This is a genomic window from Bacillus atrophaeus (genome assembly GCF_001584335.1).
Taxonomy (GTDB): Bacteria; Bacillota; Bacilli; order Bacillales; family Bacillaceae; genus Bacillus; species Bacillus atrophaeus.
In genome coordinates, this window is sequence record NZ_LSBB01000020.1 from 109,434 (window position 1) to 134,779 (window position 25,346).

Below are 25,346 nucleotides of genomic sequence, written 5' to 3' on the forward strand. Positions count from 1 at the left end.
AAAAAATAGTGCCCGGATGTTTGCCGGGCGGCGCCGGATTACGGCCAAAGTTTTTCAGGCGCTACGATGGCCTGCTCCGAGAGATAAGACGCATATTCGAAGTTTCTCCGCTTTGTCAGAGAATCAACAGAGGTTAAGTTCGGATGCGAAAAAATACTGCGGCCCGGTCGTGAATTAGCCTCAAACATCCATACCTTTCCGGCCTGATCGATTCCGAGGTCAAAGCCGATTTCGCCGATGAAGCCTTCAATATGTTCATTGAGTACACGGCTGACAGTTAGTGCGGCGACTGAAAGCTTTCTGATCATATCGGCCCTTTCCTTAGGATCGTCATAGAGTTCCGCTAATGTTTTCACTGTTCCTCCATTTGAGAGGTGGGTCGTTATGCTGTTTTTGCCGGAAATCTTTACGGCAATTGCGGTTACGTCCCATTTTCCGCTTGCGTTCTTATTTGTATGCACGCGAAAATCGGCAGGACGTCCCTGAAATTCGATAAGATCAATGCCTTGCTGAACAAGAAAAGAAGCGGCATCGTGTTCTTTTTCAAACGCAGCTAAAAAGGCTGATGAATCCGGATACTCAATAGAAGTAAAGGATTTTTCTTCATTTGTATGTTTGACGGTCAGTCCTTTCTCCGATTGGGTCAGCTGGTAAATCCCAGTGCCGAGCGCGCCGTTAGCCGGCTTGATATAGACGGTCTCAAATGACTTACAGAGTGTGTCAATGCTTTCAACGGACGGATGAAGGATGGATTGCGGTAAGAAGGGTGCCGTCCGGTTGTCTTTTTCCAAAAGCTGATGAATCTCCCATTTGTTAAAAAACCCGGGATTAAACCATGGAATTTGATATTCATTTATCAGCCGCTGTTTTGTTTCCTGTAAGAGTGCAGAATCTTCTATTTTACGGTTCGGCAAGCGGTCATACACAACATTCGGGAGCGGGACGGTTTTCTTTTCCCAGCCGTTTTCTCTGTAAAGATACGCTTCAATCGTGCCGTGTTCCCACTGGATTTGATGGGCGCCAAAGACAAAGCAATACCCGCCAGACTGAAGGTTCAAGGTGAGCAGCTTTGAAAAAAAGAGAGAGCGTTCTTTGAATGGCTGAGAAAGGGACTTAGTAAATCCGGCCGTGAAAATCCCGATTAATGGGCCGATAAAGACCGTATTCTCGTGAATGATGATATTCGCCTGGCTTCGGTGCGGAATCATCAGCTCGTGAAACAGATTTTCAGAAAGCAGTACTGTGCGCTCAAGATTTTTCTTGAAGGAAATATGACATCTTGCGACCTGAGTACCGAACGCGGCATACAAAAGACCGTTTTGCTTCATAGAGGAGGGGAGAAACATCGTGTTTTCGCTTTTTTTGTGTATGCCGACCATGTAGCTTTTACGATTCATGCGGCAGGGCTCCTTTCTGGTCCCGTAACGAGTGAATCCCTAAGCAGCGCTTAAAAGGACTTGTGCAGAGCTGCTCCTTTTGCTCGGGAGAGACTTTTAAAATGGATTTTCTGCCTGGCTTTGAATTGATATCAAGTAGCCAGATTCTTCCGTCCTTGGCCAGGCATATATCGAGCCCAAGTTCAAATAAAGGTCCGTACTGCTCGTCGAGAAAATAAGGAACGGACTGGGTGATCGAGAAGACATCATCCAATAAAATGACCTGCTGTTTTTTCGGAATCTCTTGAAACCATGTATCAAATTTGAGAGCATCAGACCCCCCAGATAAATTTGCCAGAAGCCCGTTTTGATAGCCGCGTCTCACGGCCTTGCCGACAGTTTCCCAGCTGCCGGACTCATTTTTCTGCATTAATATACGAATATCACGCGGATACCGTTCCTTATCTTGAATATTTAAATAAGGCTGTAAAATGTAGCGGTGCTGCAGCACTTTTTTACACCATGTTTTAAAAGACACCTGATTGGAAAAAGATTTGGTTTGTTTATTCTTTCCGATATGATAGGTGGCCGTAATTGATTTTTTGCCCAGCTCGAGAAGAATGACGCCTCTGCCGCCGGACCCGAACGCCGGCTTTAAAATACAGGTTTTTTCTTTTAATAAAAACGAATAAATTTGCTCATATTTTGTGATTTGAATTGTTTCTGGGATATATGGGTTAATCAAAGGATTTTGCTGCAAATCGTTTAACACAGCCCACTTATCAGGAAGACCGAAACCGAGAAATTCTGTTTTTGGATATTTTTTGAGCCATTCGACGATCGGTTTTGCTTTATGGGAATGAGAGTCTTTCCCATAAAAACAGCGATCATAAATAAAGTCGGGAATATTTATTTCTGTTTCGTTCCATTTTCCGCTGGACGGATGATGGGCAAGCGCCTTGACACGCAGGGTGTCAGGAGATATATCAAATGGCGTAAAGCGGACGAAACGAATGCCGAAGTCAGGCGCTCTCTTCGCCAATTCGGCGGCATAATCTTCTTCATGCTGGCGGGATAAAGACATAAAACCGAGTGTTATCATGTTGTTACTCCCCCTTATTGAAAAACTGCTGATCACGTACGGAAGGATCGCATTCCTTTCCAGCAGCAGCTTCAAGCTGTTTAACCAAGAAACCGGAGACGGATTTTGCTGCGGGTGTTCTACCTTAATGATTACGATACTTCTCCTTGCCTTATTCCTGACAAAACAAGATGATTTTTAAAGGCAAGGTTCCGTCTCCTTTATTTGCTAAGTCGTCTCACGAACCTCTATAATACGAATAGATATAGTTCAGGTATCATAAAAAAGATTCGGTTAAGATGGAGGCAGATGAAAAGGAATGGGTATAGCAGGAACTTTTATTTTTATGATTGTGATCGGCGCTGTAATCGGGGCGATTACCAATCATTTAGCAATTCAAATGTTATTTCGGCCATACAAGGCTTATTACGTATTTGGCAAACGGGTCCCTTTCACGCCCGGGCTGATTCCAAAAAGAAGAGATGAGCTTGCTAAACAAATGGGACTGACGGTGGTCAATCATCTTTTGACACCAGAAGGCATTAAAAAACGGCTTGTTTCTGATACGGCCAAAAAACAGGCGCTGCAAGCCGGAGAACAGTTTATCCGCCGCATGACGGATTCTGAGATGACATTAAATGAAGCGTTGGACAAAGTCGGCATTAAGCGTCCGGGTGAGGCTGCTGATGCATGGATTGACCAATGGACGGATGAAAAGCTTTCACAGCTCTTCCTACAATACGAACACCGGCCGTTAAAAGAGTGGCTGCCGCCTGAAGTGCAGGAAAAGCTGGAAGAGAAGATTCCGATGGTTTCTGAATATATTTTGAAACGAAGCAGTGACTATTTTGAAGGTGAAGAAGGAAAAACAAGACTCGGCAATATGATTGATGACTTTTTAAAAGAACGCGGGATGCTCGGAAGCATGGTGCAAATGTTTCTCGGCAATTCAAGCCTCGCGGACCGCGTGCGGCCGGAGCTGTTAAAGTTTTTGCGTAATGAAGAAACGAAACGGCTGCTTTCCGATCTTCTCAATAATGAATGGGATAAGCTGAAGCAATACTCATTTTATGAGGCTGATGAAAAATGGAATGCCAAAGCCTTAATCGTCAGCCTGAAAAAAAGAGTGCTGCAATCATTCTCCGCCGCACCGTTTTTTGAAGGGACAATCGGCGCATTGGCATCCCGATATGAAAAAGAACTGAGCCAAACGTATTTGCCGGCGCTTTTAGACAGGGCCCTTGATGGGATCGCTGCAAATCTTGATGATGTGCTGAAAAGGATGCGCCTTGAGGAAATTGTTAAGGAACAGGTGGATCAGTTCCCTGTTCAGCGATTGGAGGAAATGGTGCTGTCCATTTCGAAAAAAGAATTTAAAATGATCACATATTTAGGCGGTCTTCTAGGCGGATTGATCGGAGCTATTCAAGCCCTGTTCGTCATCCTTTTTTAAATGAAAGCCCGTATAATAATGAAAGATGCTCCATAGTCTGTTATAGTGGAATGGTATGTCTAGCGGTATTGAAGAAAGGAGCAATAAAACATGGCAGTTAATTTTTATGATGCAGCTTATGATCTTGAAAAAGCAATACGGGAAAGCGAAGAATATACCCGTTTAAAAGGGCTTTACGATGAAGTAAATGCTGATGAATCAGCAAAGCGGATGTTTGAAAACTTCCGTGACGTGCAGCTGAAACTTCAGCAAAAGCAAATGTCAGGTGAAGAAATCACGCAAGAAGAAGTAGAACAGGCGCAAAAAACAGTCGCCCTTGTCCAGCAGCATGAAAAAATTTCTCAGCTGATGGAAGCAGAGCAGCGCATGAGCATGCTGATCGGCGAGTTGAACAAAGTGATTATGAAGCCTTTGGAAGAGCTTTACGGCAGTGTTGAAGGCTGATGATGAGACAGAACCCTTTTTTCTTAGGAAAGAAGGGTTCTTTATTTTTGCGGGGATCTCCTAATGTGTCAGTTCACAATAAAATCAAGCGACTCTTTTGGAGTTCCATTAATAATGATAGTGATCGTATGAACTCCTTTATAGTGTTTTCTCGTAGATAAATCTCTAAAGGAATGAGTTTTTGAATAAGCTCGTGTTTCACCTTGATGTATATCAATCTCAGTGATTTTAAACACTTTTTTATTCCGCTGTCCTCTGGCTTTCACATAATCAATTGCATATTCGGCTCTTACTTTGGTATTTTTTGCAGAATGAATCTGAAAGGAAAAAGATAATCTCTCTCCAATAGAGATTCGGTCAGGGCTGCAAGTGAAGTGCTGTAATCGGATGGATTCACCATCTTCATATCCAAAAACGGACAGCGCTTGTTTATCGCCTTTTTTTAATAACGTACGGTAAGCATGTTTTATGATCCAATCTGTGTCATGATGTTTTCCGTACCATTTTGCGGCGATGTCTGCCAAGAGTGCTGGATGTGTTTTTGAGATATCATTCAGGTTATTTGCCACACTTTTCCTTACGTATAATGATTCATCCTGTATGAGGTTGTGCAGGATCGGAAGGATAGGGGAGGGATCGGATTTAAATGAAGGAATAGATATTCCCCATGGAAGGCGGGGCCTGCTTCCCTCACTAGCCAGTCTCCTTACATGGTCATTCGGATGGCAAGACCATTCCAGAAACTGTTCGATCATTCTTTCCTGATTCAGCAGTAAAAAAGGCCTGACAGCAAACTCTGAGGTAGAGTATTGTGTAAATGTTTCTAAAGCCCCCATCGACTCTTCCCAATGCTCTAATCCGTATTGCTCGACATAATCAGGAAATATGATTCCGCTCAGACCCGTAAAATGAGGGGCGGTTTTATATAAAATGGTAAGCGCTTCATTAAATTTACTCGGGAGCGTTTCATATAAAGACACTGTTATTCGGCGCATTCGCTGTTTTAATGCAAGATCCTCCCAGTCCCGGAAAATCAATGTTTGGCATTTAGGCGCGTCAAAAGAAGGATATTCTTTTTTTATAGTGTGAGTCAGTTTCTGAACAAACTCGTGGTTGTAGATATCTTTTAGATTACTCATACGGTCACCGCTTTTCTCCTTGTTAATGTGAATTATATACGAATGTATGTTCTTCATCAATGTAAATCTCCAGTATTGCTGAAAATTTAATTTTGCTGACCGAACTGCTTTTTTAAATTAAAAAAATACTTGATATCCGGCGGATAAATTGAGATAATAATGTTGAAAGCGCCTACACTTACATTTTTACTGAGGATACGGTCGCATATACTGCCGATTTTTTAGGGGATAAGCAACAGAGAGTAAGTGAACGAGTGCGCTCGGTCAAAAAAGGGGTTCCTGATAAATGATATTTCGGAAATAGAAATAATGGTATTGGGAGAATGGCTGCATCGATCGTATCCTAAAAAGAAGATTTCATTCAAAGTCTGCCTGCGCGGGCTTTTTTGCTGTGAAGAAAACTTGTTCTAAACACAGAGACAGGGTCATATTCTAATGACAAGTACAGTCATCAAGAAGGGGGACATCTCTGTGTCTAAACAAATGCTTGCATTAAATATAGATGGCGCGCTTCTTCGCTCCAACGGAAAGCTGCACCAGGCCACAAAAGACGCAATAGACTATGTGAAGAAAAAAGGAATTTACGTTACTCTTGTGACCAATCGCCATTTTCGCTCCGCACAGAAAATAGCGAAATCGCTAAAACTGGATGCGAAGCTGGTTACTCACAGCGGCGCCTATATCGCTCAAAAAATAGATGACCCATTTTTTGAGAAAAAAATTTCTGAGGACCATACGTTTAATATTGTGCAAGTGTTAGAGAGCTATCAGTGCAATATCCGACTTCTCCATGAAAAATATTCGATCGGAAATCGGAAAAAGGTGAATTCCAATTTATTGGGGAAAGCGCTGATTCATCCGTCAGACCCGATCTTTTATCCGGTTCAGTTTGTTGAGTCATTAAGTGATTTGCTCATGGATGAACCGGTGAGCGCCCCTGTGATTGAAGTATATGCGGGCGGCGGCATTCAGAGCGATATCATGGAGACGATTTCTGCAGCCTTTCCGGCGGTCGATCTCATCCGTGTGAATGAAGAAAAACTGAACATCGTTCCAAAAGGCGTATCAAAAGAAGCCGGTCTGGCGCTTGTTGTCGCTGACGCAGGCTTAACAATGGAAGATGTAGTCGCCATCGGGCATCAGCATGACGACCTGCCGATGATTGAACTCGCAGGCCTTGGAGTCGCCATGGGGAACGCTTCTGCAGAGATTAAAAGAAAAGCTGACTGGGTTACGAGGTCAAATGATGAACAGGGTGTTGCATATATGATGAAGGAATACTTCCGTATGCAGCAGCGAAAAGGGTTTCTTGATAAATACCATATGAAACGAATCTAAAACTAGAGCCGCATGCGCACGTGATATCGCGCCTGCGGCTTTTTGCATATAGAGGGAGCGGATTGATTTTACCCATTTATTTTTGTACACTAAAGAAAGTTTTGAATCTGAAAATAAGGTGATTACGTTGCAAATAAAAATAGAAGGCATTACGGATGACAGGCTGCACCGTCCGCTTCAAAATATCGCGAATTTGTTTTATGAAGAATGTGTGCTTACATACGGAGGTTCAGAGGAATCATCAGATCTTGTGATCAGCTTGGATTATTCTGAATGCCTAGAGAATGTCACGGTTTCAGGGGAAGTGAAAGGCACCTCCATTAAAGAACGGCATACAAAGCCGATTTCCTCCGGCATGAACGAAAAAGAAGCATTTAAGCAAGTGAAAAACACAATTTCTTACGTGTATTTAAATCTGCTTCAAGCACATACGGGCATCACGCAAAAATGGGGAATCCTTACAGGCATCCGGCCGACCAAGCTGCTCCATAAAAAACTCCAAAGCGGGATGACGCAACATCAAGCGCATGCCGAATTAAAAAAGGACTATTTGATTCACGATGAAAAAATCAGCTTAATGCAGCAAATCGTGGACCGCCAGCTTGCCGCAGTTCCGGATCTTTATCAAGTCAAGGACGAGGTCAGCATATATATCGGCATTCCTTTCTGCCCGACAAAGTGCGCCTATTGCACCTTCCCGGCTTATGCGATTCAGGGACAGGCAGGCAGAGTCGGTTCGTTTTTGTGGGGGCTTCACTTTGAAATGCAGAAAATCGGCGAATGGCTGAAGCGGCATGAAATAAAGGTAACAACCATTTATTTCGGCGGAGGCACACCGACCAGCATTACCGCTGAAGAAATGGATTTGCTGTATGAGGAAATGGTCCGCTCGTTCCCGGATGTGAAACAGATTCGGGAAATCACTGTAGAGGCGGGGCGTCCTGATACCATTACGGAAGAAAAGCTTGATGTGCTGAACAAATATCATATTGATCGCATCAGCATCAATCCGCAATCGTATGAAAATGAAACATTAAAGGCAATCGGCAGACACCATACGGTTGAAGAAACTATTGAGAAGTATCACTTGTCACGCGAGCACGGCATGTCCAATATTAATATGGATTTAATCATCGGCCTTCCGGGAGAAGGGGTGGAGGAATTCAGAAACAGCCTTCGTGAAACAGAAAAATTAATGCCTGAATCCCTTACCGTCCATACGCTCTCATTCAAGCGGGCGTCAGAGATGACGAGAAATAAACACAAGTATAAAGTAGCGGACAGAGACGAGGTGTCTCAAATGATGGATGATGCCGTTGTTTGGACAAAAGAGAACGGCTATGAGCCTTACTATCTGTACCGCCAGAAAAACATTCTCGGTAATCTGGAAAACGTCGGGTACTCAGTTCCGGGACAGGAAAGCATCTATAATATTATGATTATGGAAGAGGTACAGACGATCATCGGAATCGGCTGCGGCGCGGCAAGCAAATTCATTGACCCCAAAACGGGAAAAATCACACACTTCGCCAATCCGAAAGATCCAAAATCATACAACGACAGATTTGAACATTATACGGAAGAAAAAATTAAATATTTAGAGCAGATTTTTGAAAAGACGTCTCTTTAAAAGAAAGCAGCACTGGCGAGCAGTGCTGCTTTTTTATGATATCGCGTTTAAGACATGACCCATTCGGGAAAAAATTGTATAGACTGAACCTAAAAGGACGTGAGTGCATGTATGATGTCATCGGAATAGGAATAGGACCGTTTAATTTGGGGCTTGCCGCTCTATTGGAGGATATTCCTGAATTGAACGGGCTTTTTTTTGATAAAAAGAAGGAATTCGCCTGGCATCCAGGGCTTTTAATAGAAGGAACAGATCTTCAGGTAGCTTTTTTAGCAGATTTGGTGACGATGGCCAATCCGCAAAGCCGTTATACCTTCCTTCATTACTTACATAAGTCAGACCGGCTCTACCGATTCTATACGTTTAACGAATTTGATATTCCAAGACGGGAGTTTAACGAGTATTTAGCATGGGCTGCGTCTGATATCGGGTCATGCGTTTTCGGCTCAGAAGTCATTCGTGTGACAGACAGCGGGAAACACTACCAGGTGACCGTGAAAGATACAGAAAGCGGAAGCGAGACGGTGTATGAAGCAAAGCATGTCGTCATGGGCACAGGCAGTGAACCGTTCGTTCCGGTAGAGCTGGATGATGAACTTCGGAAAGATACCATTTACAGCCCGGAATATTTGTATCGGAGAGATGAACTTAAGGATGCAGAGTCGATTACAGTGATCGGCTCCGGCCAAAGCGCGGCTGAAATTTTTTCTGATTTGCTTAATGGAGCAGCACACCGCGGCTGCCGGCTGCAATGGATTACCCGCTCAACGGGATTTCGGGAATTGGAGACCGCTAAGCTCGGCCAAGAAATGTTTACTCCGGAATATATTGAGTATTTTAATCAGCTTCCGTTTCAAGAACGGCTGAATACACTTCCCGAGCTTAACGGGTTGCGTAACGGAATTGATTCAGCTACACTTGCCGCCATTTATAACAACCTGTATCACAGATCCATTTCCGGCGGATCGCCTGATGTGTATATACAGTCGATGTCGGAGCTGACTCACATAGAGAAAAAGAAAGAACATTGTCAGCTTACATTCAAGCAGCGGCAATTAGATGAAACGTTCCAAGTTGATTCGCAAAAGGTCATTTTGGCGACAGGCTTTAAGCCGCACATTCCTGAATGGTTTGATTATTTCAAGGATGACATTGAATGGGAGGATGAGAAGCGTTTCAAAGTAACGGATGACTTCCGCCTTGTTTTTCATAAGGAACGGGAGCATCACTTTTTTACGCTGACCAATCTCGATCACTCTCATGGAACGGGAGCTACGAACTTAAAGCTTTCCGCCTACAGAAATCAAAAAATCATTAATACCATTCTTGGGAGAGAATACTACTCACTGAAGAAAAAAGCGGCATTTCAGCAATTTCTCCCCGCAAAAAAGAACTGACCCTCCAAGGAAGGCCAGTTCTTTTTTTTATCCTCGCTGTTTTTTCTTTATGGGGACCTCAGGCTTCCACTTGAATATCTTGTTCAGCTGCCGGTATATTCGTTTCGATTCCTTCGTCAGCAGCGGACCGAGAATCGCTAATATCAATACGTAAAGCGCGGCGAACGGCTTTAGCGTGCTGGACAGTCCGCCGGCAATACCGAGATTTGCGACGATAATGGAAAATTCCCCGCGGGAGACGATGGTGAGGCCGATATTTGACGACGCTTTATGTGAGAGTCCCGCGCGTCTTCCGGCAATCATTCCGGCGATAAAGTTCCCGGCAATGGTAAGAATAACGGCGCCTAAGGCAAGCCAAACCGCATCGCCGAGCGTAAAGGGATCAATACTGAGGCCAAAGCTGAAAAAGAACATGGCGCCAAAGAAATCACGGAAAGGAACCACAAGATGCTCGATCCGATCGGAATGCTCTGTTTCAGAAAATACAAGGCCGAGAAGCAAAGCGCCGATGGCCTCGGCAACGTGAATCGTTTCTGAAAAACCGGCGATAAAAAAGAGCGCGGCGAAAATGACGATAATAAACACTTCATTTGAACGAATATCAAACAGCTTATTCAAAAGGGCGGGGAGCTTTCTTGCCACAATGAAGAACAGCAGCATATATCCGAAGGCGATCAGGATTGATAAGAGCGCGCTTCCGACAGAAGTCGCGTCACCCAGCACAAGACCGGACACAACGGACAGATACACAGCAAGGAATATATCCTCAAACATAATAATTCCAAGTATCAGCTCTGTTTCGGGATTTGCCGTTCTTTTCAAATCAACTAGAACCTTCGCGACAATCGCACTTGAGGAAATGGTGATAACGCCGGCCAGCACGAGTACTTCCAGAAATGAAAATCCGGTAATAAATCCATATATCAGGCCGAGGCTGAAGTTGATTAAGATATATATCGACCCGCCGACCGCAATGGACCTTCCGGATTTAATCAATTTGCCGACAGAGAATTCGAGTCCGAGATAAAAGAGGAGAAAGAGAACACCCATCCGCCCGAAAAACTCAATAATCTCGCTGCTTTCTATAAACGTCAGATCAATAATCCCCAGCTTCGGCGCGTGAGGCCCAAGCAGCATTCCTAATATGATGAGGAAAGGAATAATGGAGAAGTTGATTTTGTTTGCAATTAAACTGGCAATCGCCACGAGGACGAGCGCAGTTCCGACTTCAAAGACCAAATGATCCATAGGCTGATCACACTCCCCCTCTAGAAAGAAATTCATGAGTCAGTTTCTTCAGATGCTTTCTTTCACCTGAGAGAACGAGTGTGTCATTTTCTTCAATGATGGAATCTGCTCCGGGGTTTAAGAACTTCTCCTGATTATGCTTAATGATGGCGATCACAGTTACATCATGGTTTTGGCGTACATCCAGTTCGCCGAGTGTGCAGCCGACTGATTTCGCTCCTTTTTCCACTCTGAACCACTCGATGATGAGATCGCTGAATGCCATTTCAATCGACTCCAGCGCCTGCGGCTTATAGACCATACCGCCTAAAATAGCAGCAATTTGTCTCGCTTCGGAATCATCGAGTGAAATGTTGGTCAGAAGCTCATCAGGATCTTGGTCATCAAACCTGTAAATTTCTCTTCTTCCGTCATCATGAATGATAATCGTCATTTTTTCATGATTTCTTGTTTCGATTTCAAATTTTTTGCCGATGCCGGGCAAGTCGTTCTCTTTTATATTCATACATTTCCCTCCGAAAAAAATAGTATTGGATGACTAATAAAAAAGTTTGATACGATTGATGGATGGTTTTAATGTATTTATGATCGGAGGTAATTTGATTGGTATTTTATAGGGACGGCACATATTTTATCCAAAATGCTCACTTTTGACTGATCAAGGGGCTTGACGGACAACAGGAAAATAACCCGTGCCAATGGATCATATTCTTTGCCCATAGGGGAAAACAAGCTGGCAGGCGAAGCCGTTTTTGCCGATTGTGTTTCCTGAGGATAAGAGGAAACCTGCAGCTGGCTGTCAGCCGCTGTATCAAGCTGTGAAGGCAGAACAACATCAGAAGGGGGGAAAAACACCATAAATAAACTTAACAACATACCAAGCATCAATTTATCCAACGTTATCCTCCCCCTTTCTCTCGAATATATTCTGTCAATTTCACTATATAAAAATTTATGACCACTTTCAAATGATATGCACTTTTCAGTATCAATTGAACTCGAAAAATAAAGAGGATTTTACTGTGAGCGAAGGGAATGTATACAAGGTGAAGAAATTTTGTAAGCGTATACAGGAGGTGCTTTAGTTGGACTATATTCAATATGAAGCAAAGGGGCTTGTCGCAGAAATTGTATTTCAACGCCCTGATGCTTACAATGCTTTCAATGAACAAATGCTTAATGAATTAAAAGAGGCGTGTGTAAAAGCGGCTGAAAGCGAGGCGCTTATCGTTCTTTTAAGAGGGAGCGGCAGAGGTTTCTCGGCTGGCGGAGACATTCATATGATGACGTCACCTCATGATTCCGGGCAATTTAAGCAGCTCATGGACACAATCGAAACCATCACGATGACACTATTTCAAATGAAAAAAATAACCGTGGCCGCTATTCACGGCGCCGCTGCGGGCCTCGGGTTAAGCGTGGCGCTTTGCGCTGATATGGTTCTGGCTGAAAAGAACGCAGGCCTTGCGATGAACTTTAATGGCATCGGGCTTATTCCTGACGGGGGAGGCCATTATCTTCTTATGAAACGTGTAGGCGAAACAGAAGCGAAAAAGCTGATCTGGAGCGGGAAAAAACTGTCGGCTGAGGAAGCGGTCACACTGGGGCTTGCAGACGGAACATTCAGCGGAGAGCCAGCAGCGGGCGCTGAACCGTATGTAAATCAGCTTTTGGCGTCGCCTCTTCAAGCGATGATTGAAACAAAAGCCATTTATCAAAACCTGCATGAGGACAAATTGAAACAGGTATTATCGCTCGAACGAAGCGCTCAGGAAAGAATGAGGAAAACGAAGGATCATCAAGAGGGGATACGCGCATTTTTGGAGAAACGAAAACCGATGTTTAATACGTAACACACAAATTCAGCCGGCCTATTGCAGCCGGCTTTTCTAGATTATCTGTGAAATAATATCAATTTTCCAGAGGCATTTACCAAACGGTGGGTATGGCTGTAAAGGTTCTTTTCCTTTAATATTGATTCCCCGGTTTTTTTCGCCTTTTCTTCACTTTCTGCTTCTATTCTTTCATTGATCAGCGTTTCTCCCGACGGGTGGAATGCTGTGAGAAAATAATAATCCATGAAATTTGTCCCCCTTTTTACCCTTTAATAAATTATATTCTTAGTAAGATATAAAAATCCTTTATTATTTTTCATCCAATAATAGTATATAATGGGTGGAGGAAGGAGGGAGTCAGGTGCTGACAATAGATCATGTAACGAAACAATTTGGCAAACAAAAAGCAGTTGACGGATTGCATCTTGAAATCCCGGAGCAGCAGATGTTCGGCTTGTTAGGCGCAAACGGCGCAGGAAAAACGACCACATTTCGAATGATATTAGGCTTATTAAGCATAACGGAGGGCTCCATCAGCTGGAAAGGCCGGCCAGTCAATTACAGTATAACCAGTAAAATCGGATATTTGCCGGAAGAACGGGGGCTTTACCCGAAATTAAAGGTGAAAGACCAGCTTGTATATCTTGCCCGTCTTAAAGGGATGGCGAAACAAGATGCTGTAAAAGAACTCGGCACATGGCTTGAACGGTTCAATATCACAGAGTACGAGAATAAGAAGGTAGAAGAGCTGTCAAAAGGAAATCAGCAAAAAATTCAATTTATATCGGCTGTCTTGCATAAGCCTGAGCTGTTGATTCTTGATGAGCCATTCAGCGGCCTTGACCCTGTGAATGTCGAACTTTTAAAGGATGCGGTTGTAGCTCTTAAAAACAGCGGTGTATCCATCGTATTCTCAAGCCACCGCATGGAGCATGTAGAAGAACTTTGTGAAAACCTCTGTATTCTGCAAAAGGGAAAGCCAGTCGTCCAAGGGAAGCTGAAGGAAATTAAGCGCTCGTTTGGAAAAAAGAATGTGTCTATTCATTCTGATGACAATCTTGAATTTCTAAAGTCGCACGAGGGCATTACGAAATGGAAAGAAACGTCTGACGGAGTAAAGCTTCAAATTGCCAATGAAGCCATTTCCCAAGAACTGTTTTCCATGCTTCAAGGCAAAGGATTTATCAGAAAGTTTGAACTGGAAGAGCCGTCACTGCATGATATTTTCATTGAAAAGGTGGGGGCTGTCTATGAATAAATTTTTTATTATGCTATTCCATACATATAAAAATAAGATCACGGCAAAGTCGTTTATTATTTCAACCGTTATCAGCGTACTGCTTGTTTTGTTTGTGACAAATTTAGAGTCGATTATTTCTATGTTCCAGTCTGATGACGATGCAAAGCAAGAAATAGCGGTCATTGATGAAACAAATGAATTGTACCCGATCTTTTCAAAGCAGCTGAAAGCTGTTGATGCCGACAGCGAATTGGATATGAAACAAACGAAAAAATCCGAAAAAGAAGTGTCTCAGCAAGTTAAAAATGAAAAATTGGACGGAATGTTCATCATCAAAAGAGATAAAAACGGAGAAATATCGGGGACTTACAAAGCGTTAACGATTTCTGATGAGACGGCGTACAATTACCTGAAGCAGGCGCTGACACAAACGAAAACCGTTGTGGGCACGGCTGACTTGGGTGTCTCACAAGAAAAAATCAGCAGCCTCTATGCCCCTGTCTCTGTCGATAATGTAGCATTGCAAACGGGAGCGAAGTCAGAGGAAGAGCTTGGGCAGGTTATGGGGCTTGTCTATATCCTTCTGTTTATGATTTATTTCGCTGTCATTATGTATGCGAGTATGATTGCGATGGAAGTGGCGACGGAGAAATCATCCCGCGTCATGGAAATTCTGATCTCAAGCATGCCGCCGATCCAGCAGATGTTTGCAAAGCTGTTTGGCATTGCGCTCGTCGGAGTGACGCAGCTCGCTATCATCCTGTCAATTGGCTTTGCGTCTCTCAAGCTCGGTGAAACCGGCGAGACAACATCATCGGTCAGTCAGTTTATCAATGTAACCGATGTTCCGGTTTCAACGATTATCTACGCAGTTATTTTCTTTTTGCTCGGGTATTTCCTTTATGCGACAATGGCTGCCTTTCTCGGAAGCGTCGTCAGCCGCATAGAGGATGTGCAGCAGACGATCACACCGATGACGCTTTTGGTCGTGGCCGGCTTTATGATTGCAGTGTTTGGAATACGCACTCCTGACGCGGGATTTATTACTGCCACATCGTTTATTCCGTTCTTTACGCCGATGATTATGTTTTTGCGTGTCGGCATGCTGGATATCCCGTTTTGGCAGGCAGCGCTCGGCATTGGAATTACCCTGCTCACCATCATCATTTTGGCAGTGATCGGGGCAAGAATCTACAAAGGCGGTGTCCTTTTTTACGGCAATTCAAACGCATTCAAAGCAATCAAACAGGCGCTTCGTTTATCGAAAAACTAATGGGAAACAGTCTGGGGACACTCAGGCTGTTTTTTTGCGGTTTCGGCGTTTTCCATTCTTTTAGCAGAACGTGCATTCGTACGGAAACGATGCTAAAATAGGGGTAATTCACCTCATCGAAAGGAGCGGAACATTGACTGATTTAACCTTTATACATGCTGCGGATCTGCATCTTGACAGCCCGTTTTACGGCATATCGCATCTGCCAGATCCGATTTTTAAACGGATAAAAGAAAGCACTTTTCACAGTGTGAGACATGTAATGGATGCCGCTGTCCGGGAACGCGTTGATTTCGTTTTGCTGGCAGGTGACTTATTTGACGAAGCTAACCGCAGCCTAAAAGCTCAGCTTTTTTTAAGAAAGCAGTTTACAAGGCTGAGAGAGTGCGGGATTCAGGTATATGTCATCTTCGGAAATCATGATCATTTGGGCGGGGAATGGACGCCGATTGAATGGCCGGATAATGTGCATATCTTTACCTCTTTTTCCCCTGAAGAAAAATCCTTTTACAAAGAAGACAAGCTAGCGGCCAGCATCTATGGCTTCAGCTATCCTGCCCGAGCCGTTACGAGCAACCAGGCTTCCCGTTATCGGGTGTCAACGGATGCTCCCTTTCATATCGGCATGCTTCACGGCACTTTATCAGGGGCGGAGGGGCATGATCCGTATGCTCCTTTTACATATGATGATCTTAAAAAAAGCGGGATGGATTATTGGGCGCTTGGCCACATTCATAAACGGCAGGTGCTATCTTCTCGGCATCCGGCCGTTATTTACCCCGGAAATATTCAAGGGCGGCATATGAAAGAAACGGGTGATAAGGGCTTTTATCTCGTCAATGTTTCAAGCGGTGACATATCCTATGAATTTAAGCAGGCCCATGATGTATTGTGGGAACAGATCAGTATTGATGTGACGGGCATAGAGCATATGACCGCTTTATTTCAAACGGTAGAGGCTGTTTTTTCGGACTTGCGGCTGACGGAGAAACCGGTTTGTGCAAGGCTGGTTTTGCAGGGAAAAGCGCCCGAATTCCTGAAAACGGCGTCAAACGGCGTGCTGGACGAACTTCTTGAAACGTTTCAGGAGCAGGAAGCAGAGGAGGATCATTTTATATGGCTGCTTTCTGTGGAAGATGAAACTGAGGACGGAGACGCGGACGCAGCTCTCAGCCCTTTCTTTGGCGGGTTGTTTTCAGAAATAGAACAATCGGAAGAGATGAACGGAGTGTTTGAAGGCCTTGAGCGGCATCCGGTGTACAGAAGGCACGCCAGCCGGTTCAGTGACGAAGACATAGCGGAAATCAAAGAGCAGGCGCAAACTTTGTTAAAAAAACAGCTCAGGGTGCTTGAGACATAAGGCGGTGAAAGCGATGCGAATCCTATCTTTACATATCTATCAATATGGAAAATTTTCAAACCAAACGTTTCACTTTTCAACATCCGGGGTTCAATTGATCTACGGTTTGAATGAAGCCGGAAAAACGACCATGATGTCATTTATTGAAAGCATGCTGTTTGGGTTTCCGAAAACAAAAAAGTATGAGCCGAAAACAGGCGGCGTCTACGGAGGTATCTTAGAGGCGGAACACCATGAGTACGGCAGGATTAAGGTTGAACGGACAAAAGGAGCCTCAGGAAGGGTTCGGGTATACACGGCTGCAGGTGAAGTGAAAACTGAGGATTTTTTAAAGAAGCTTCTCAGGAACACGGATCGTGCGCTCTATAAATCAATTTATTCTTTTGATGTGTTCGGTTTGCAGGAGATTCATACCTTTAATAGAGATAAAATTGGAGAGTTTCTGCTGTTTTCGAGCTTGTTCGGCGCCGAAGCAGTTACAAAGCTTGACTCTCGGCTGGCGAAGGAACAAGACCGTCTTTATAAACCGAACGGCAGAAACCCTCGTTTAAATCAGGAACTCGAAACGCTTAAGCAGCTTACGGCAAAACTGAAACAGGCAGAATCTCTTGAAGCCGGCTACCACAGTCTTCTCGAGGAAAAAAAAGCGCTCGCCTCAAGCCTTGCCGCCGCTGAAACGGAGCTGACCGGTTTAACGGAACATATTCGTCATATAGATGCGGCGATCCACATCAAGCCGCTGATAGACCAAAAAACGGCACTGCAACAAAAAATGGAGGCGTACCCGGCACAATCCGCCCGATTTCCAGCGGACGGATTGTATCAGCTTGAGAAATACGAGTCGCATATCCATCCGAAATCAGCCCAGCTTGAGGCGCTCCGGGTAAAAGCGGCGGAATTATCCAGCCAGTCACAACAGCTTATGCCAAATGAAGAAATGTTGAAGAATGAAGCGCTCATTCAAAATCTGCTTGCAGAGTATCATATGTATCAATCATATGGCGAACAGCTTTCGGCCGTACAAGCGCAGCTTCGCCAGGTCTCTTCCCGCGTGTCTTCCGGCTTGCAGCAGCTCGGCAAAGCGGATGAAAAAGAGCTGCTTCACATGAATACCGCCTATGATTACGAATGGCAACTGCAGCAGGCAATGCAAAGCTATGGCCAAGCCAGAGACAGAAAAAAGCAGCTTGATGAGACATTTGAACAGGTGCGGCGAGATCTTGAAGAAGCGGAACGGGCGTATGAAGAGTCCGCTGCCGCAGTGCTAAACGATCATCAGCGAAAAGAAAAGGAAGCCGAACTCAAAAAACAGAGGTTTTACCAAGGGCAAGAGGAACTGGCATCACAGCTTATGCTCTTAGAGAAGCAGCAGGCAAAACAAAAGAAGATCATCCTTGGTGCCGGCGTCCTCTGCACCGCCTTCTTTCTCATCGTAAAGGAATGGCTGCCCGCGATTGCTTTTGCCGCTGCTGTTTTAATCTATCTATTCGTGAACTTTAAAAAGGCCCCTGCCATCCGTATAACTGCGCAGAGAAGCCAGCAGAAAACAAATATGCCTTCAGGAGAAATGGATGAGCTGAAGGAAGCGCTGTGGCAGGATGATCAAAACAGACAGCAGCTGATTACACTCAAAGCGGTTTTACAGCAAAAAGAAGCCGGTTACGAAAGAGTCATTCAGCAATTTGAAGAGTGGGAAGCGGAAATGGCCCCCGCTCAAAGCAGGATCGAAAGTTATAAGAAGGACCTCGGTTTCAGCGAAGACGCGTCTTTTTTGCTGGATGCCTATAGCTTAATGAAAGATTTGAAAAACGAGATCAAGAAAAAACACGAACTGACCATTGAAGCCGGAAGACTTCAAAAACACCGGCGGACTTTTGAGGCGCGGCTTAATCAGTTAATGCCGTCAGAGAACGGGGATGAGCATACCGTTGCAGACCTCATTCATTTCCTGAAAAAAAGTGTCGAACGGGAAGAGAAAATAGAAAAGAAAAAAAGGGAAATTGACACGGAAATTCAGTATGCCGAGGAGCAGATGCGTGATCTTGACCAAGAGATTCAGTACTTTCAAGCTCAGATTGACCGGCTATTTCACGCCGCAGGTGCAAATGACAGGGAAGATTTCCGGGCTATCGCCGAAATCGGCAAGAAACGGAAAGAGACAGAAGAGCAGCTTCAAAACATAAAGGCGCAGCTGCATGGGGCTCATTCCGATGCAACTGAACTGGCAGGATCCGGGACGCTTTCAGAAATGAAACGAAAGCTTTCTGAAGCAAAGGAAAGAAGAGACCGGCTCCATGAGGATGTACATCATTCCAGGGAGCAGCTTGCATTGCTTGCGGTCAGACAAGAACAGCTGGAGGCATCGGGAACAGTATCCGAGCTGAAGCTGCAAACTGAAATGCAAAAAGAACGGGTCAAATTGCTTGCAAAAGAATGGGCCGCCATTCAAATGGTCAGACAAGTGATCAAAGACAAAATGGAGCGCCATAAAAAAGTCGGATTGCCGCGCTTGTTAGAAACGGCAAAAGCATTTTTTCATCCGCTCACGGGCGGAAGCTATGAGAATATATATTTTTCCGAGGCAGATGACTCTATTATGGTGATGCGAAGCGACGGAATGACATTTCATGCGGAAGAGCTTTCACAGGCGACATGTGAGCAGCTATATGCATCGATACGTTTTGCGCTTGCACTTACCCGTCAGGATGGCGTTATGCTCCCATTTCAGCTTGATGACAGTTTTGTTCACTTCGATCAGGAGCGTCTTAAACGAGTGCTTGAGGTGCTTGCCAGGTTCTCTGAGGGCAATAGGCAAATCCTTTATTTCACATGTCATGAGCATGTCAAAGCGTCGTTTCCAAACGATCAAGTGATCCATTTATTGTCATAAATGAGTTTTTAGCTTAAAAGCTGTGTGTGATATACTGGTAATATGTAAGATATGGAGGGAGCTTTAATAGAATGGCTAAAGGTATTATGCTTCACGAGGTTGGCGAACAGGTTGACCAATATTTATTGATTAAATCCTCAACAAAGGGGATTGCAAGCAATGGAAAACCATTCTTGACATTAATGCTTCAAGACCAATCAGGTGATATTGAGGCGAAGCTATGGGATGCGAAGCAAAGCGATGAAACCACCTATGCGCCGCAAACGATCGTTAAGGTCGTCGGGGATGTCCATCACTACCGCGGTCGAAATCAGCTGAAGCTGAGAAACATCAGACCGGCGGGCGAGCATGAAAATGTAAACATTGATGACTTTTTAGAAACGGCGCCCATCCCGAAAAATGAGATGATGGACACTGTCACCCAATATATATTTGAAATGAAAAACCCGAATATCCAGCGGATCACAAGACATCTGGTCAAAAAATACGGTGCAGAGTTTATAGATTATCCTGCAGCTACCAAAAACCATCATGAATTTGTCTCCGGTCTGGCGTATCATGTTGTGTCCATGCTGAATCTGGCAAAAGCGATAGCGGATTTATATCCGTCGCTTGACCGTGACCTTTTGTATGCCGGCGTGATTTTGCATGATCTCGGAAAAGTAAAAGAGCTGTCCGGCCCTGTATCAACCACGTATACAGTGGAAGGCAATCTGCTCGGCCACATCTCCATCATGGTGACTGAGCTTTCAAAAGCGGCAGAGGAGCTTCAAATTGATTCAGAAGAGGTGCTGATCCTTCAGCATTTGATCTTGAGCCATCACGGCAAAGCGGAATGGGGAAGTCCAAAACCGCCGATGGTAAAAGAAGCGGAAATTCTGCATTACATTGACAACCTTGACGCGAAAATGAACATGATGGACAGAGCACTTGAACGGGTGAAGCCGGGCGAGTATACCGAGCGGGTATTTGCACTGGAAAACCGTTCATTCTATAAACCGTCGTTCCACGAATAATACGAAAGGGCTGGTCCTCCAAACACATGATGTGTTTGAAGGGTCAGTCCTTTTTTATCAGCTTCTTCACTCATAACTTGTCTGGCTGATGCATAAAGTTAGAAATAAAGAAACTATGCAAAAAGGGGGAAGAGGCCGTGCTATTTTTTCCGTGGTGGGTATACCTTTGCATCATCGGCATCATTTTCAGTGCTTATAAGCTGGTGACAACTGCGAAAGAGGAAGAAAAGCTTGACCAGTCTTTTATTGAAAAAGAAGGACAAATCTATATAGAGCGAATGGAACAAGAAAAACAACGCCGTCTGGCTCCGATTCCTTCTGCTGAAACGAAGCAGGGAGAAGAAGATCAAAACCATTCGATCGCATAAAAAAAGCGCAGCTCTTTAAAAGAGCCTGCGCTTTTTTTATTTGGAAGTGCTTGAAGATGTGTTAAATGTATCTTTTAAATCTTTGTCTTTCACATCAATATCAGCTTTTTTGATCACTTTTTCAACAGCAGCCTGAACAGCTGATGTATCGCTGAGTTTTTGTTCTTTCACGTCTTTCTTAAGATCTTTCTTCATGTCATCATATTTTCCGCGTTCCTCGGTATTTTTGATGATATGGTAGCCGAATTGCGTTTTAACAGGGTCGCTGACTTCGCCTTTTTTCAGCTTAAATGCCGCTTTGCTGAAAGTCGCATCCAATTGGGTATCATCTTTTGAAATCCAGCCAAGATCTCCGCCATTGTTTGCTGAGCTGTCTGTAGAGTATTCTTTCGCAAGGTCTTCAAATTTCTCGCCTTTTTTCAGCTTTTTCTCTACTTCTTCAGCTGTATCTTTGTCAGCGACAAGGATGTGGCTTGTACGGATTTTTCCTTTCAGACCTTCCCAATATTCTTTTACATCGTCATCAGTTACTTTGATGTTATCTTCAGCGGCTTTTTGTGTGAGCAATTCATATTTTACCTGGTCTTTCAGGTAATCCTCGCCATATTGTTCTTTGAGGGCAGAATATTGATCGCCGAGCTGTTTTTTATACTCTTTTAGTTTTTTGTCAATTTCTTTGTCCGTTACTTTATACTTTTTAGCTAACACTTTTTCTTGGACAAGCTGTGTCAGCACACTGGCTCCGGCTGTTTTTTTCATGTTTGTGTAAAGTTCGCCCTTCGTTACATCGCCGGCGTCTGTTTTAGCGATGACTTCTTTGTCGCCGCTGCTGCAAGCGCTAAGAGCCAAAATGCTTGTAGCAGTAATAGCTGCAATTGCCATTTTTTTCATTTTTCTCAAACACTCCTAATCATTCCAAATTAAATTGCCTATGCGTATCATAACATATTGTGGCTTTCTGTAAAAAGATTTTAAATAACGGGCATTCGTCTAGTCAAACTTTCCCCAGTTACATACAAATATATTGATCAAGAAAAGGAGGTATGTAGCATGAGCGGAGGATACTCAAATGGTTTCGCGTTGCTCGTTGTACTGTTCATTTTGCTTATCATCGTAGGTGCAGCGTACATTTACTAAGCAGTTTAGGATCGCTTGCAGTTTGAGCGGTCCTTTACTTTCACTTCAGCCTAATCGTTTTAACACCTAAGTGCATAAGATGTAATTGGAAAATAAACCTTTTTTGAGGAGGTGCTTTTCAGATGGGCGAAGTTTTCGCAGGCGGTTTTGCGCTATTGGTTGTATTGTTTATTTTATTGATCATCATCGGTGCTTCTTGGCTGTATTAATCAGAAAACAAAAAAGCATAGCTGCCGGACGTCCGACAGCTATGCTTTTTACTGTTGTTGTTTAAACAGTAAAGGAGATCTCTACAAACGAAGAGATCAGCAAAATTAAAATGGATACATTAATAAATCTGAATACCTTATCCTGCCGCTCTTCAGGAATCTCTCTGACAAGGCATAATGTATTTGTGAGCTTGTTTATAAAGTACAAAATAAACAAGGCTGCCACGATAAAATAGAATAAAATGATGGGAGATTCCCCCTCTCTCTGAACTGCTCCCATATTACATTACCAAATATTTATACAAAAAGATAGAAATTAAACTGAAATATCAGGTAGGGAAAGCGCGGCACAGCTACTTTTCCACCAATATATCAAAGCCGTCAGCTTCCTGATCTATGAAGCACGCTTTCGGCGCTTTCAGCAATTTTAATGCAAACAAGAAATCGGGCAGACAATAACCGAAATGAATGCTTGAAATAATACAGAAATAATGAGCGTGGCTTGGAAATGCCAGCCCTGCGTAAAATAATACCGGCGTAATCAGCAAAAACGGGCTCAACAATGAAATGAGCATAGTCATTTTAGGAATCCGTTTCCACTGGCGCAGTCTTAACAAATAAATCTTTTTTTCTATTTTTCTTTTTTTGCTGATGATCGGCAGGACATGGATGGCTTTATGTACAAGTAAAGTAACAACGAGCAAAACGCCGAAGACAGGTACATATTCATCGCTTAAGCTCATTTTCGGCCGCAGCAGTTCGAACGCTAAAAAATTCGATATAAAAAACATAATCATTAAACAGACAGCAATCAATACGATGCGAACGGCCCCATAATCTTTCACAAGATTAATGGTTTTCCAGCAATTCATCAGAGTCATCCTTCCGTACAAAGCGTGAATACAATCTCAAAATAATTTACTCCTCCCAAGAGAAAAAATCAATCCTTTTTCACGAAAAAAAATGGATTTGGCAGGAATTTTTTTGAAAGCGCCAAACAATCTGGGAAATGTACGGTTAGAACTTTCTTCTCACTGCATTATCAGCTAAAATAAGATTAAAGATAGAAAGAAGTGAAACGGATGGATTCGATGGATCATCGCATTGAGCGATTGGAATATTACATACAATTATTAGTGAAAACAGTAGATATGGACCAATATCCCTTCTATGCGATGCTGATTGAAAAAGGGCTGACCAAGCGGGAAGGGGAAGAGGTTGAACGGATTTGCCGCGATTTGGCAGAAGAGCTGGCGTCACAAAAAGCGCAAGGTTTTGTGACTTTCGAAAAGCTCCTTGCGCTTTTTGCCGGACAATTAAATGAAAAATTAGATGTCCACGAAACGATTTTTGCCTTATATAAGCAGGGGATGTATACCGAGCTGATGGAAGAATTTATTGAAATCATCAGGAACTTTGACTAACTGTTAACCGGTTCGAGGTGTTCAGCTGTTTCATCAAGAAGATCGCCGTCTGCTTTTTTCTTCAATTTTCCGTCTTCAATATCAAAATCGTTTTCGATATTCATAAGCGATTTTTCAAAGTACTCCATAAAGTCATCTCCGTATATATTACGGATGATACATGTCATTTCTGCGTTTTCAGGGAATTTTCCGAATAATTGATATAAAGGCTGTGATCCTTTGAATACCGCATTGCGCGTCGGATCAAATTCTTCAAGCAAGCTCGAAAAGATATTTTCCCCTTCTTCGGTCAGCTGAATGTACGTATTTCTTTTATCATTTAACCGCTTCGAAAATTTTAGATACCCCCGCTCCTCAAGCTTCTTAGAGAAATTAAAGGCCGTTGATACATGCATCACGCCGAACTTCGCAATTTCAGAAATTGAAGCCCCGTCCAGCTGATAGGCTATCCATAAGATATGATGTTCGTTAATATTCAAGTCGTATGGCTTGAGCCATTGCTGCCAATCCTTCTCTAAAGATTTCCAAAGGGCCTTGCTCAGCTGTGCCATTTTTTGAGTAAAAACAAGTGCTTCTTTTAAATCATAAGGCGGTTCCACTCGATTCATTACGTTCACCTGCTTCTCTTTATCTTTGTCTCTATTATGCCAATAAAATAAAGATTAATAAAGATGAAAATTTAAGAATTTTATAATAAATTCAGCACCCGTTGCCAAATAAGGATTTTCAGCCTAAAAAAAGTGCAGGGAAGCCATTTTCCCGCACTTTTTTTAATTAGAATAGGATATTAGTTTTGTAAGGTTTTCTCCAGCTGTTTAATCTTCTCTTCAATATCCGCAATTTCCTTTTGCAGATCCTGCTGGTGCGGTTTAATTTCTTCCTGCCATTTTTTAATTGAGGTTTGCAGCTCGCCGCTTACGTCTTTAATGACATCAGCGCTTTCTTTCGCAGCTCTGACTAGCTGATCTTTTAATGCCATGCCGTCTGTTTTTAAGCGTTTGATCGTTTCTTCAAAAGATTCACAATTAGATTTAATTTTCCCGCGCAGCTCTTTACCTGATGAAGGTGCTGAAAGCAAAACCGCCGCGCCTCCGATAATCCCGCCTACGAATAGTCCTGTTAAAAGAGAACGTCCGTTAGCCATTTGTATCACCCCGTTTTATCTTTGGATATCATACATGTGTTAGCTTTTTCTCATTCTAGCTGGAATAAGAAACTTCTATACATAGCTTGCTTTATTTTAGCATATTTTTTAAGTGAAAAGGAGGGAGAAGGTTGTCTGTCTTTATGATTGTGTTATCATGTATGACTCTTGCTTTCGCTTCAGGCGCCGTTTACTATATCAGACTTCTCGGCCAGGCTGCGTCTTACCCGCCGAAAAGGGTTCTCCGGCAAAAGGCGCTTGTTTGTTCAACCGGAACCGCCCTCACTCTATGTCTTATCTTTTTCACAAAACTGCTCGTTTGAAACCTGTTGAAGCGCCGTCAG

Annotated in this window: 28 protein-coding genes; 16 read left to right on the plus strand and 12 right to left on the minus strand. The window is 43.5% G+C overall.

Annotated elements, in window-relative coordinates:
• Window positions 1-38: 38 nt before the first annotated feature.
• Both AXI57_RS14165 and AXI57_RS14170 read right to left on the minus strand, forming a co-directional pair.
• Window positions 39-1,397, minus strand: coding sequence for a YheC/YheD family endospore coat-associated protein (locus AXI57_RS14165; protein WP_061670431.1), 1,359 nt, complete (start codon window positions 1,395-1,397; stop codon window positions 39-41).
• The gene (locus AXI57_RS14170) at window positions 1,387-2,478 is read right to left on the minus strand and encodes a YheC/YheD family endospore coat-associated protein (RefSeq protein ID WP_061670432.1); all 1,092 of its coding nucleotides are present in this window, start codon (window positions 2,476-2,478) and stop codon (window positions 1,387-1,389) included. The genes AXI57_RS14165 and AXI57_RS14170 overlap by 11 nt, the downstream gene beginning before the upstream one ends.
• A 298-nt stretch (window positions 2,479-2,776) precedes the next feature.
• On the opposite strand from AXI57_RS14170, the gene AXI57_RS14180 reads away from it, so the two are divergent.
• Complete coding sequence (locus AXI57_RS14180) at window positions 2,777-3,910, plus strand: DUF445 domain-containing protein (protein WP_061670433.1); 1,134 nt, start codon at window positions 2,777-2,779, stop codon at window positions 3,908-3,910.
• Between the two features lie 90 nt (window positions 3,911-4,000).
• Window positions 4,001-4,354 carry a YlbF/YmcA family competence regulator gene (locus tag AXI57_RS14185; RefSeq protein ID WP_003327772.1) on the plus strand — a complete coding sequence of 118 codons (354 nt, stop codon included), beginning with the start codon at window positions 4,001-4,003 and terminating at the stop codon, window positions 4,352-4,354.
• 68 nt (window positions 4,355-4,422) lie between these two features.
• Here the strand turns inward: AXI57_RS14185 and AXI57_RS14190 are convergent, their stop codons facing one another.
• Complete coding sequence (locus tag AXI57_RS14190; protein WP_061670900.1) at window positions 4,423-5,493, minus strand: DNA alkylation repair protein; 1,071 nt, start codon at window positions 5,491-5,493, stop codon at window positions 4,423-4,425.
• 471 nt (window positions 5,494-5,964) lie between these two features.
• Here AXI57_RS14190 and AXI57_RS14195 point away from each other — a divergent pair, with 471 nt between their 5' ends.
• The 3 genes from AXI57_RS14195 (at window position 5,965) to AXI57_RS14205 (ending at window position 9,858) form a co-directional block, all read left to right on the plus strand.
• Window positions 5,965-6,831, plus strand: coding sequence for a Cof-type HAD-IIB family hydrolase (locus AXI57_RS14195; protein WP_003327769.1), 867 nt, complete (start codon window positions 5,965-5,967; stop codon window positions 6,829-6,831).
• A 127-nt stretch (window positions 6,832-6,958) separates the two neighbouring features.
• Window positions 6,959-8,461, plus strand: a complete 1,503-nt coding sequence (locus AXI57_RS14200) for a coproporphyrinogen III oxidase (RefSeq protein WP_061670901.1) — start codon at window positions 6,959-6,961, stop codon at window positions 8,459-8,461.
• Window positions 8,462-8,568: 107 nt separating this feature from the next.
• The gene (locus AXI57_RS14205; protein WP_061670434.1) at window positions 8,569-9,858 is read left to right on the plus strand and encodes a lysine N(6)-hydroxylase/L-ornithine N(5)-oxygenase family protein; all 1,290 of its coding nucleotides are present in this window, start codon (window positions 8,569-8,571) and stop codon (window positions 9,856-9,858) included.
• Window positions 9,859-9,885: 27 nt separating this feature from the next.
• Here the strand turns inward: AXI57_RS14205 and AXI57_RS14210 are convergent, their stop codons facing one another.
• The 3 genes from AXI57_RS14210 to AXI57_RS14220 all read right to left on the minus strand — a co-directional run bounded on the left by AXI57_RS14210 (window position 9,886) and on the right by AXI57_RS14220 (window position 12,003).
• A complete protein-coding gene (locus AXI57_RS14210) occupies window positions 9,886-11,106 on the minus strand; it encodes a cation:proton antiporter (RefSeq protein ID WP_010788106.1) in 1,221 nt (406 codons plus the stop codon).
• 7 nt (window positions 11,107-11,113) lie between these two features.
• Complete coding sequence (locus tag AXI57_RS14215) at window positions 11,114-11,611, minus strand: cation:proton antiporter regulatory subunit (RefSeq protein ID WP_003327765.1); 498 nt, start codon at window positions 11,609-11,611, stop codon at window positions 11,114-11,116.
• Window positions 11,612-11,688: 77 nt separating this feature from the next.
• A complete protein-coding gene (locus AXI57_RS14220) occupies window positions 11,689-12,003 on the minus strand; it encodes a hypothetical protein (protein ID WP_061670435.1) in 315 nt (104 codons plus the stop codon).
• A 188-nt stretch (window positions 12,004-12,191) separates the two neighbouring features.
• On the opposite strand from AXI57_RS14220, the gene AXI57_RS14225 reads away from it, so the two are divergent.
• Complete coding sequence (locus tag AXI57_RS14225) at window positions 12,192-12,959, plus strand: enoyl-CoA hydratase (RefSeq protein ID WP_061670436.1); 768 nt, start codon at window positions 12,192-12,194, stop codon at window positions 12,957-12,959.
• A 41-nt stretch (window positions 12,960-13,000) separates the two neighbouring features.
• Here the strand turns inward: AXI57_RS14225 and AXI57_RS14230 are convergent, their stop codons facing one another.
• Window positions 13,001-13,186, minus strand: coding sequence for a YhzD family protein (locus tag AXI57_RS14230; RefSeq protein ID WP_010788110.1), 186 nt, complete (start codon window positions 13,184-13,186; stop codon window positions 13,001-13,003).
• A gap of 116 nt (window positions 13,187-13,302) precedes the next feature.
• Here AXI57_RS14230 and AXI57_RS14235 point away from each other — a divergent pair, with 116 nt between their 5' ends.
• The 6 genes from AXI57_RS14235 (at window position 13,303) to AXI57_RS14260 (ending at window position 21,088) form a co-directional block, all read left to right on the plus strand.
• Window positions 13,303-14,199 carry an ABC transporter ATP-binding protein gene (locus AXI57_RS14235; protein WP_061670437.1) on the plus strand — a complete coding sequence of 299 codons (897 nt, stop codon included), beginning with the start codon at window positions 13,303-13,305 and terminating at the stop codon, window positions 14,197-14,199.
• A complete protein-coding gene (locus AXI57_RS14240) occupies window positions 14,192-15,454 on the plus strand; it encodes an ABC transporter permease (RefSeq protein ID WP_061670438.1) in 1,263 nt (420 codons plus the stop codon). Before AXI57_RS14235 ends, AXI57_RS14240 begins: the two co-directional genes overlap by 8 nt.
• 133 nt (window positions 15,455-15,587) lie before the next feature.
• Window positions 15,588-16,814 (plus strand): metallophosphoesterase family protein, encoded by a 1,227-nt coding sequence (locus tag AXI57_RS14245; RefSeq protein WP_061670439.1) that lies wholly within the window; start codon window positions 15,588-15,590, stop codon window positions 16,812-16,814.
• Between the two features lie 13 nt (window positions 16,815-16,827).
• Entirely contained in the window at window positions 16,828-19,704 is a 2,877-nt protein-coding gene (locus AXI57_RS14250; protein WP_061670440.1) for an ATP-binding protein, read from the plus strand.
• A 71-nt stretch (window positions 19,705-19,775) separates the two neighbouring features.
• The gene (gene yhaM / locus AXI57_RS14255; protein ID WP_003327756.1) at window positions 19,776-20,720 is read left to right on the plus strand and encodes a 3'-5' exoribonuclease YhaM; all 945 of its coding nucleotides are present in this window, start codon (window positions 19,776-19,778) and stop codon (window positions 20,718-20,720) included.
• Window positions 20,721-20,857: 137 nt separating this feature from the next.
• A complete protein-coding gene (locus AXI57_RS14260; RefSeq protein ID WP_003327755.1) occupies window positions 20,858-21,088 on the plus strand; it encodes a sporulation YhaL family protein in 231 nt (76 codons plus the stop codon).
• Between the two features lie 36 nt (window positions 21,089-21,124).
• On the opposite strand, the gene AXI57_RS14265 is transcribed toward AXI57_RS14260, so the two are convergent.
• Window positions 21,125-21,979 (minus strand): peptidylprolyl isomerase, encoded by an 855-nt coding sequence (locus AXI57_RS14265; protein ID WP_061670441.1) that lies wholly within the window; start codon window positions 21,977-21,979, stop codon window positions 21,125-21,127.
• A 159-nt stretch (window positions 21,980-22,138) separates the two neighbouring features.
• Between AXI57_RS14265 and yhzE1 the strand changes: the two genes are divergently transcribed.
• Both yhzE1 and yhzE2 read left to right on the plus strand, forming a co-directional pair.
• A complete protein-coding gene (gene yhzE1 / locus AXI57_RS20975) occupies window positions 22,139-22,225 on the plus strand; it encodes a sporulation protein YhzE1 (protein WP_003327753.1) in 87 nt (28 codons plus the stop codon).
• A 122-nt stretch (window positions 22,226-22,347) separates the two neighbouring features.
• Window positions 22,348-22,434, plus strand: coding sequence for a sporulation protein YhzE2 (yhzE2, locus tag AXI57_RS14270; RefSeq protein ID WP_003155248.1), 87 nt, complete (start codon window positions 22,348-22,350; stop codon window positions 22,432-22,434).
• Window positions 22,435-22,495: 61 nt separating this feature from the next.
• Here the strand turns inward: yhzE2 and AXI57_RS14275 are convergent, their stop codons facing one another.
• Complete coding sequence (locus AXI57_RS14275) at window positions 22,496-22,714, minus strand: hypothetical protein (protein WP_003327751.1); 219 nt, start codon at window positions 22,712-22,714, stop codon at window positions 22,496-22,498.
• Between the two features lie 73 nt (window positions 22,715-22,787).
• Window positions 22,788-23,306, minus strand: a complete 519-nt coding sequence (locus AXI57_RS14280; RefSeq protein WP_003327750.1) for a DUF3267 domain-containing protein — start codon at window positions 23,304-23,306, stop codon at window positions 22,788-22,790.
• A 210-nt stretch (window positions 23,307-23,516) separates the two neighbouring features.
• Here AXI57_RS14280 and AXI57_RS14285 point away from each other — a divergent pair, with 210 nt between their 5' ends.
• Window positions 23,517-23,858, plus strand: coding sequence for a YhaI family protein (locus AXI57_RS14285; RefSeq protein WP_061572505.1), 342 nt, complete (start codon window positions 23,517-23,519; stop codon window positions 23,856-23,858).
• Here the strand turns inward: AXI57_RS14285 and AXI57_RS14290 are convergent.
• Both AXI57_RS14290 and AXI57_RS14295 read right to left on the minus strand, forming a co-directional pair.
• Window positions 23,855-24,466, minus strand: coding sequence for an HTH-type transcriptional regulator Hpr (locus AXI57_RS14290; protein WP_003327748.1), 612 nt, complete (start codon window positions 24,464-24,466; stop codon window positions 23,855-23,857). The two genes, AXI57_RS14285 and AXI57_RS14290, sit on opposite strands and share 4 nt — an antisense overlap.
• 179 nt (window positions 24,467-24,645) lie before the next feature.
• Window positions 24,646-25,002, minus strand: coding sequence for a YtxH domain-containing protein (locus AXI57_RS14295; RefSeq protein ID WP_003327747.1), 357 nt, complete (start codon window positions 25,000-25,002; stop codon window positions 24,646-24,648).
• A gap of 131 nt (window positions 25,003-25,133) precedes the next feature.
• On the opposite strand from AXI57_RS14295, the gene yhzF reads away from it, so the two are divergent.
• Complete coding sequence (gene yhzF, locus AXI57_RS14300) at window positions 25,134-25,325, plus strand: membrane protein YhzF (RefSeq protein ID WP_003327746.1); 192 nt, start codon at window positions 25,134-25,136, stop codon at window positions 25,323-25,325.
• The last annotated feature ends 21 nt before the right edge of the window (window positions 25,326-25,346 follow it).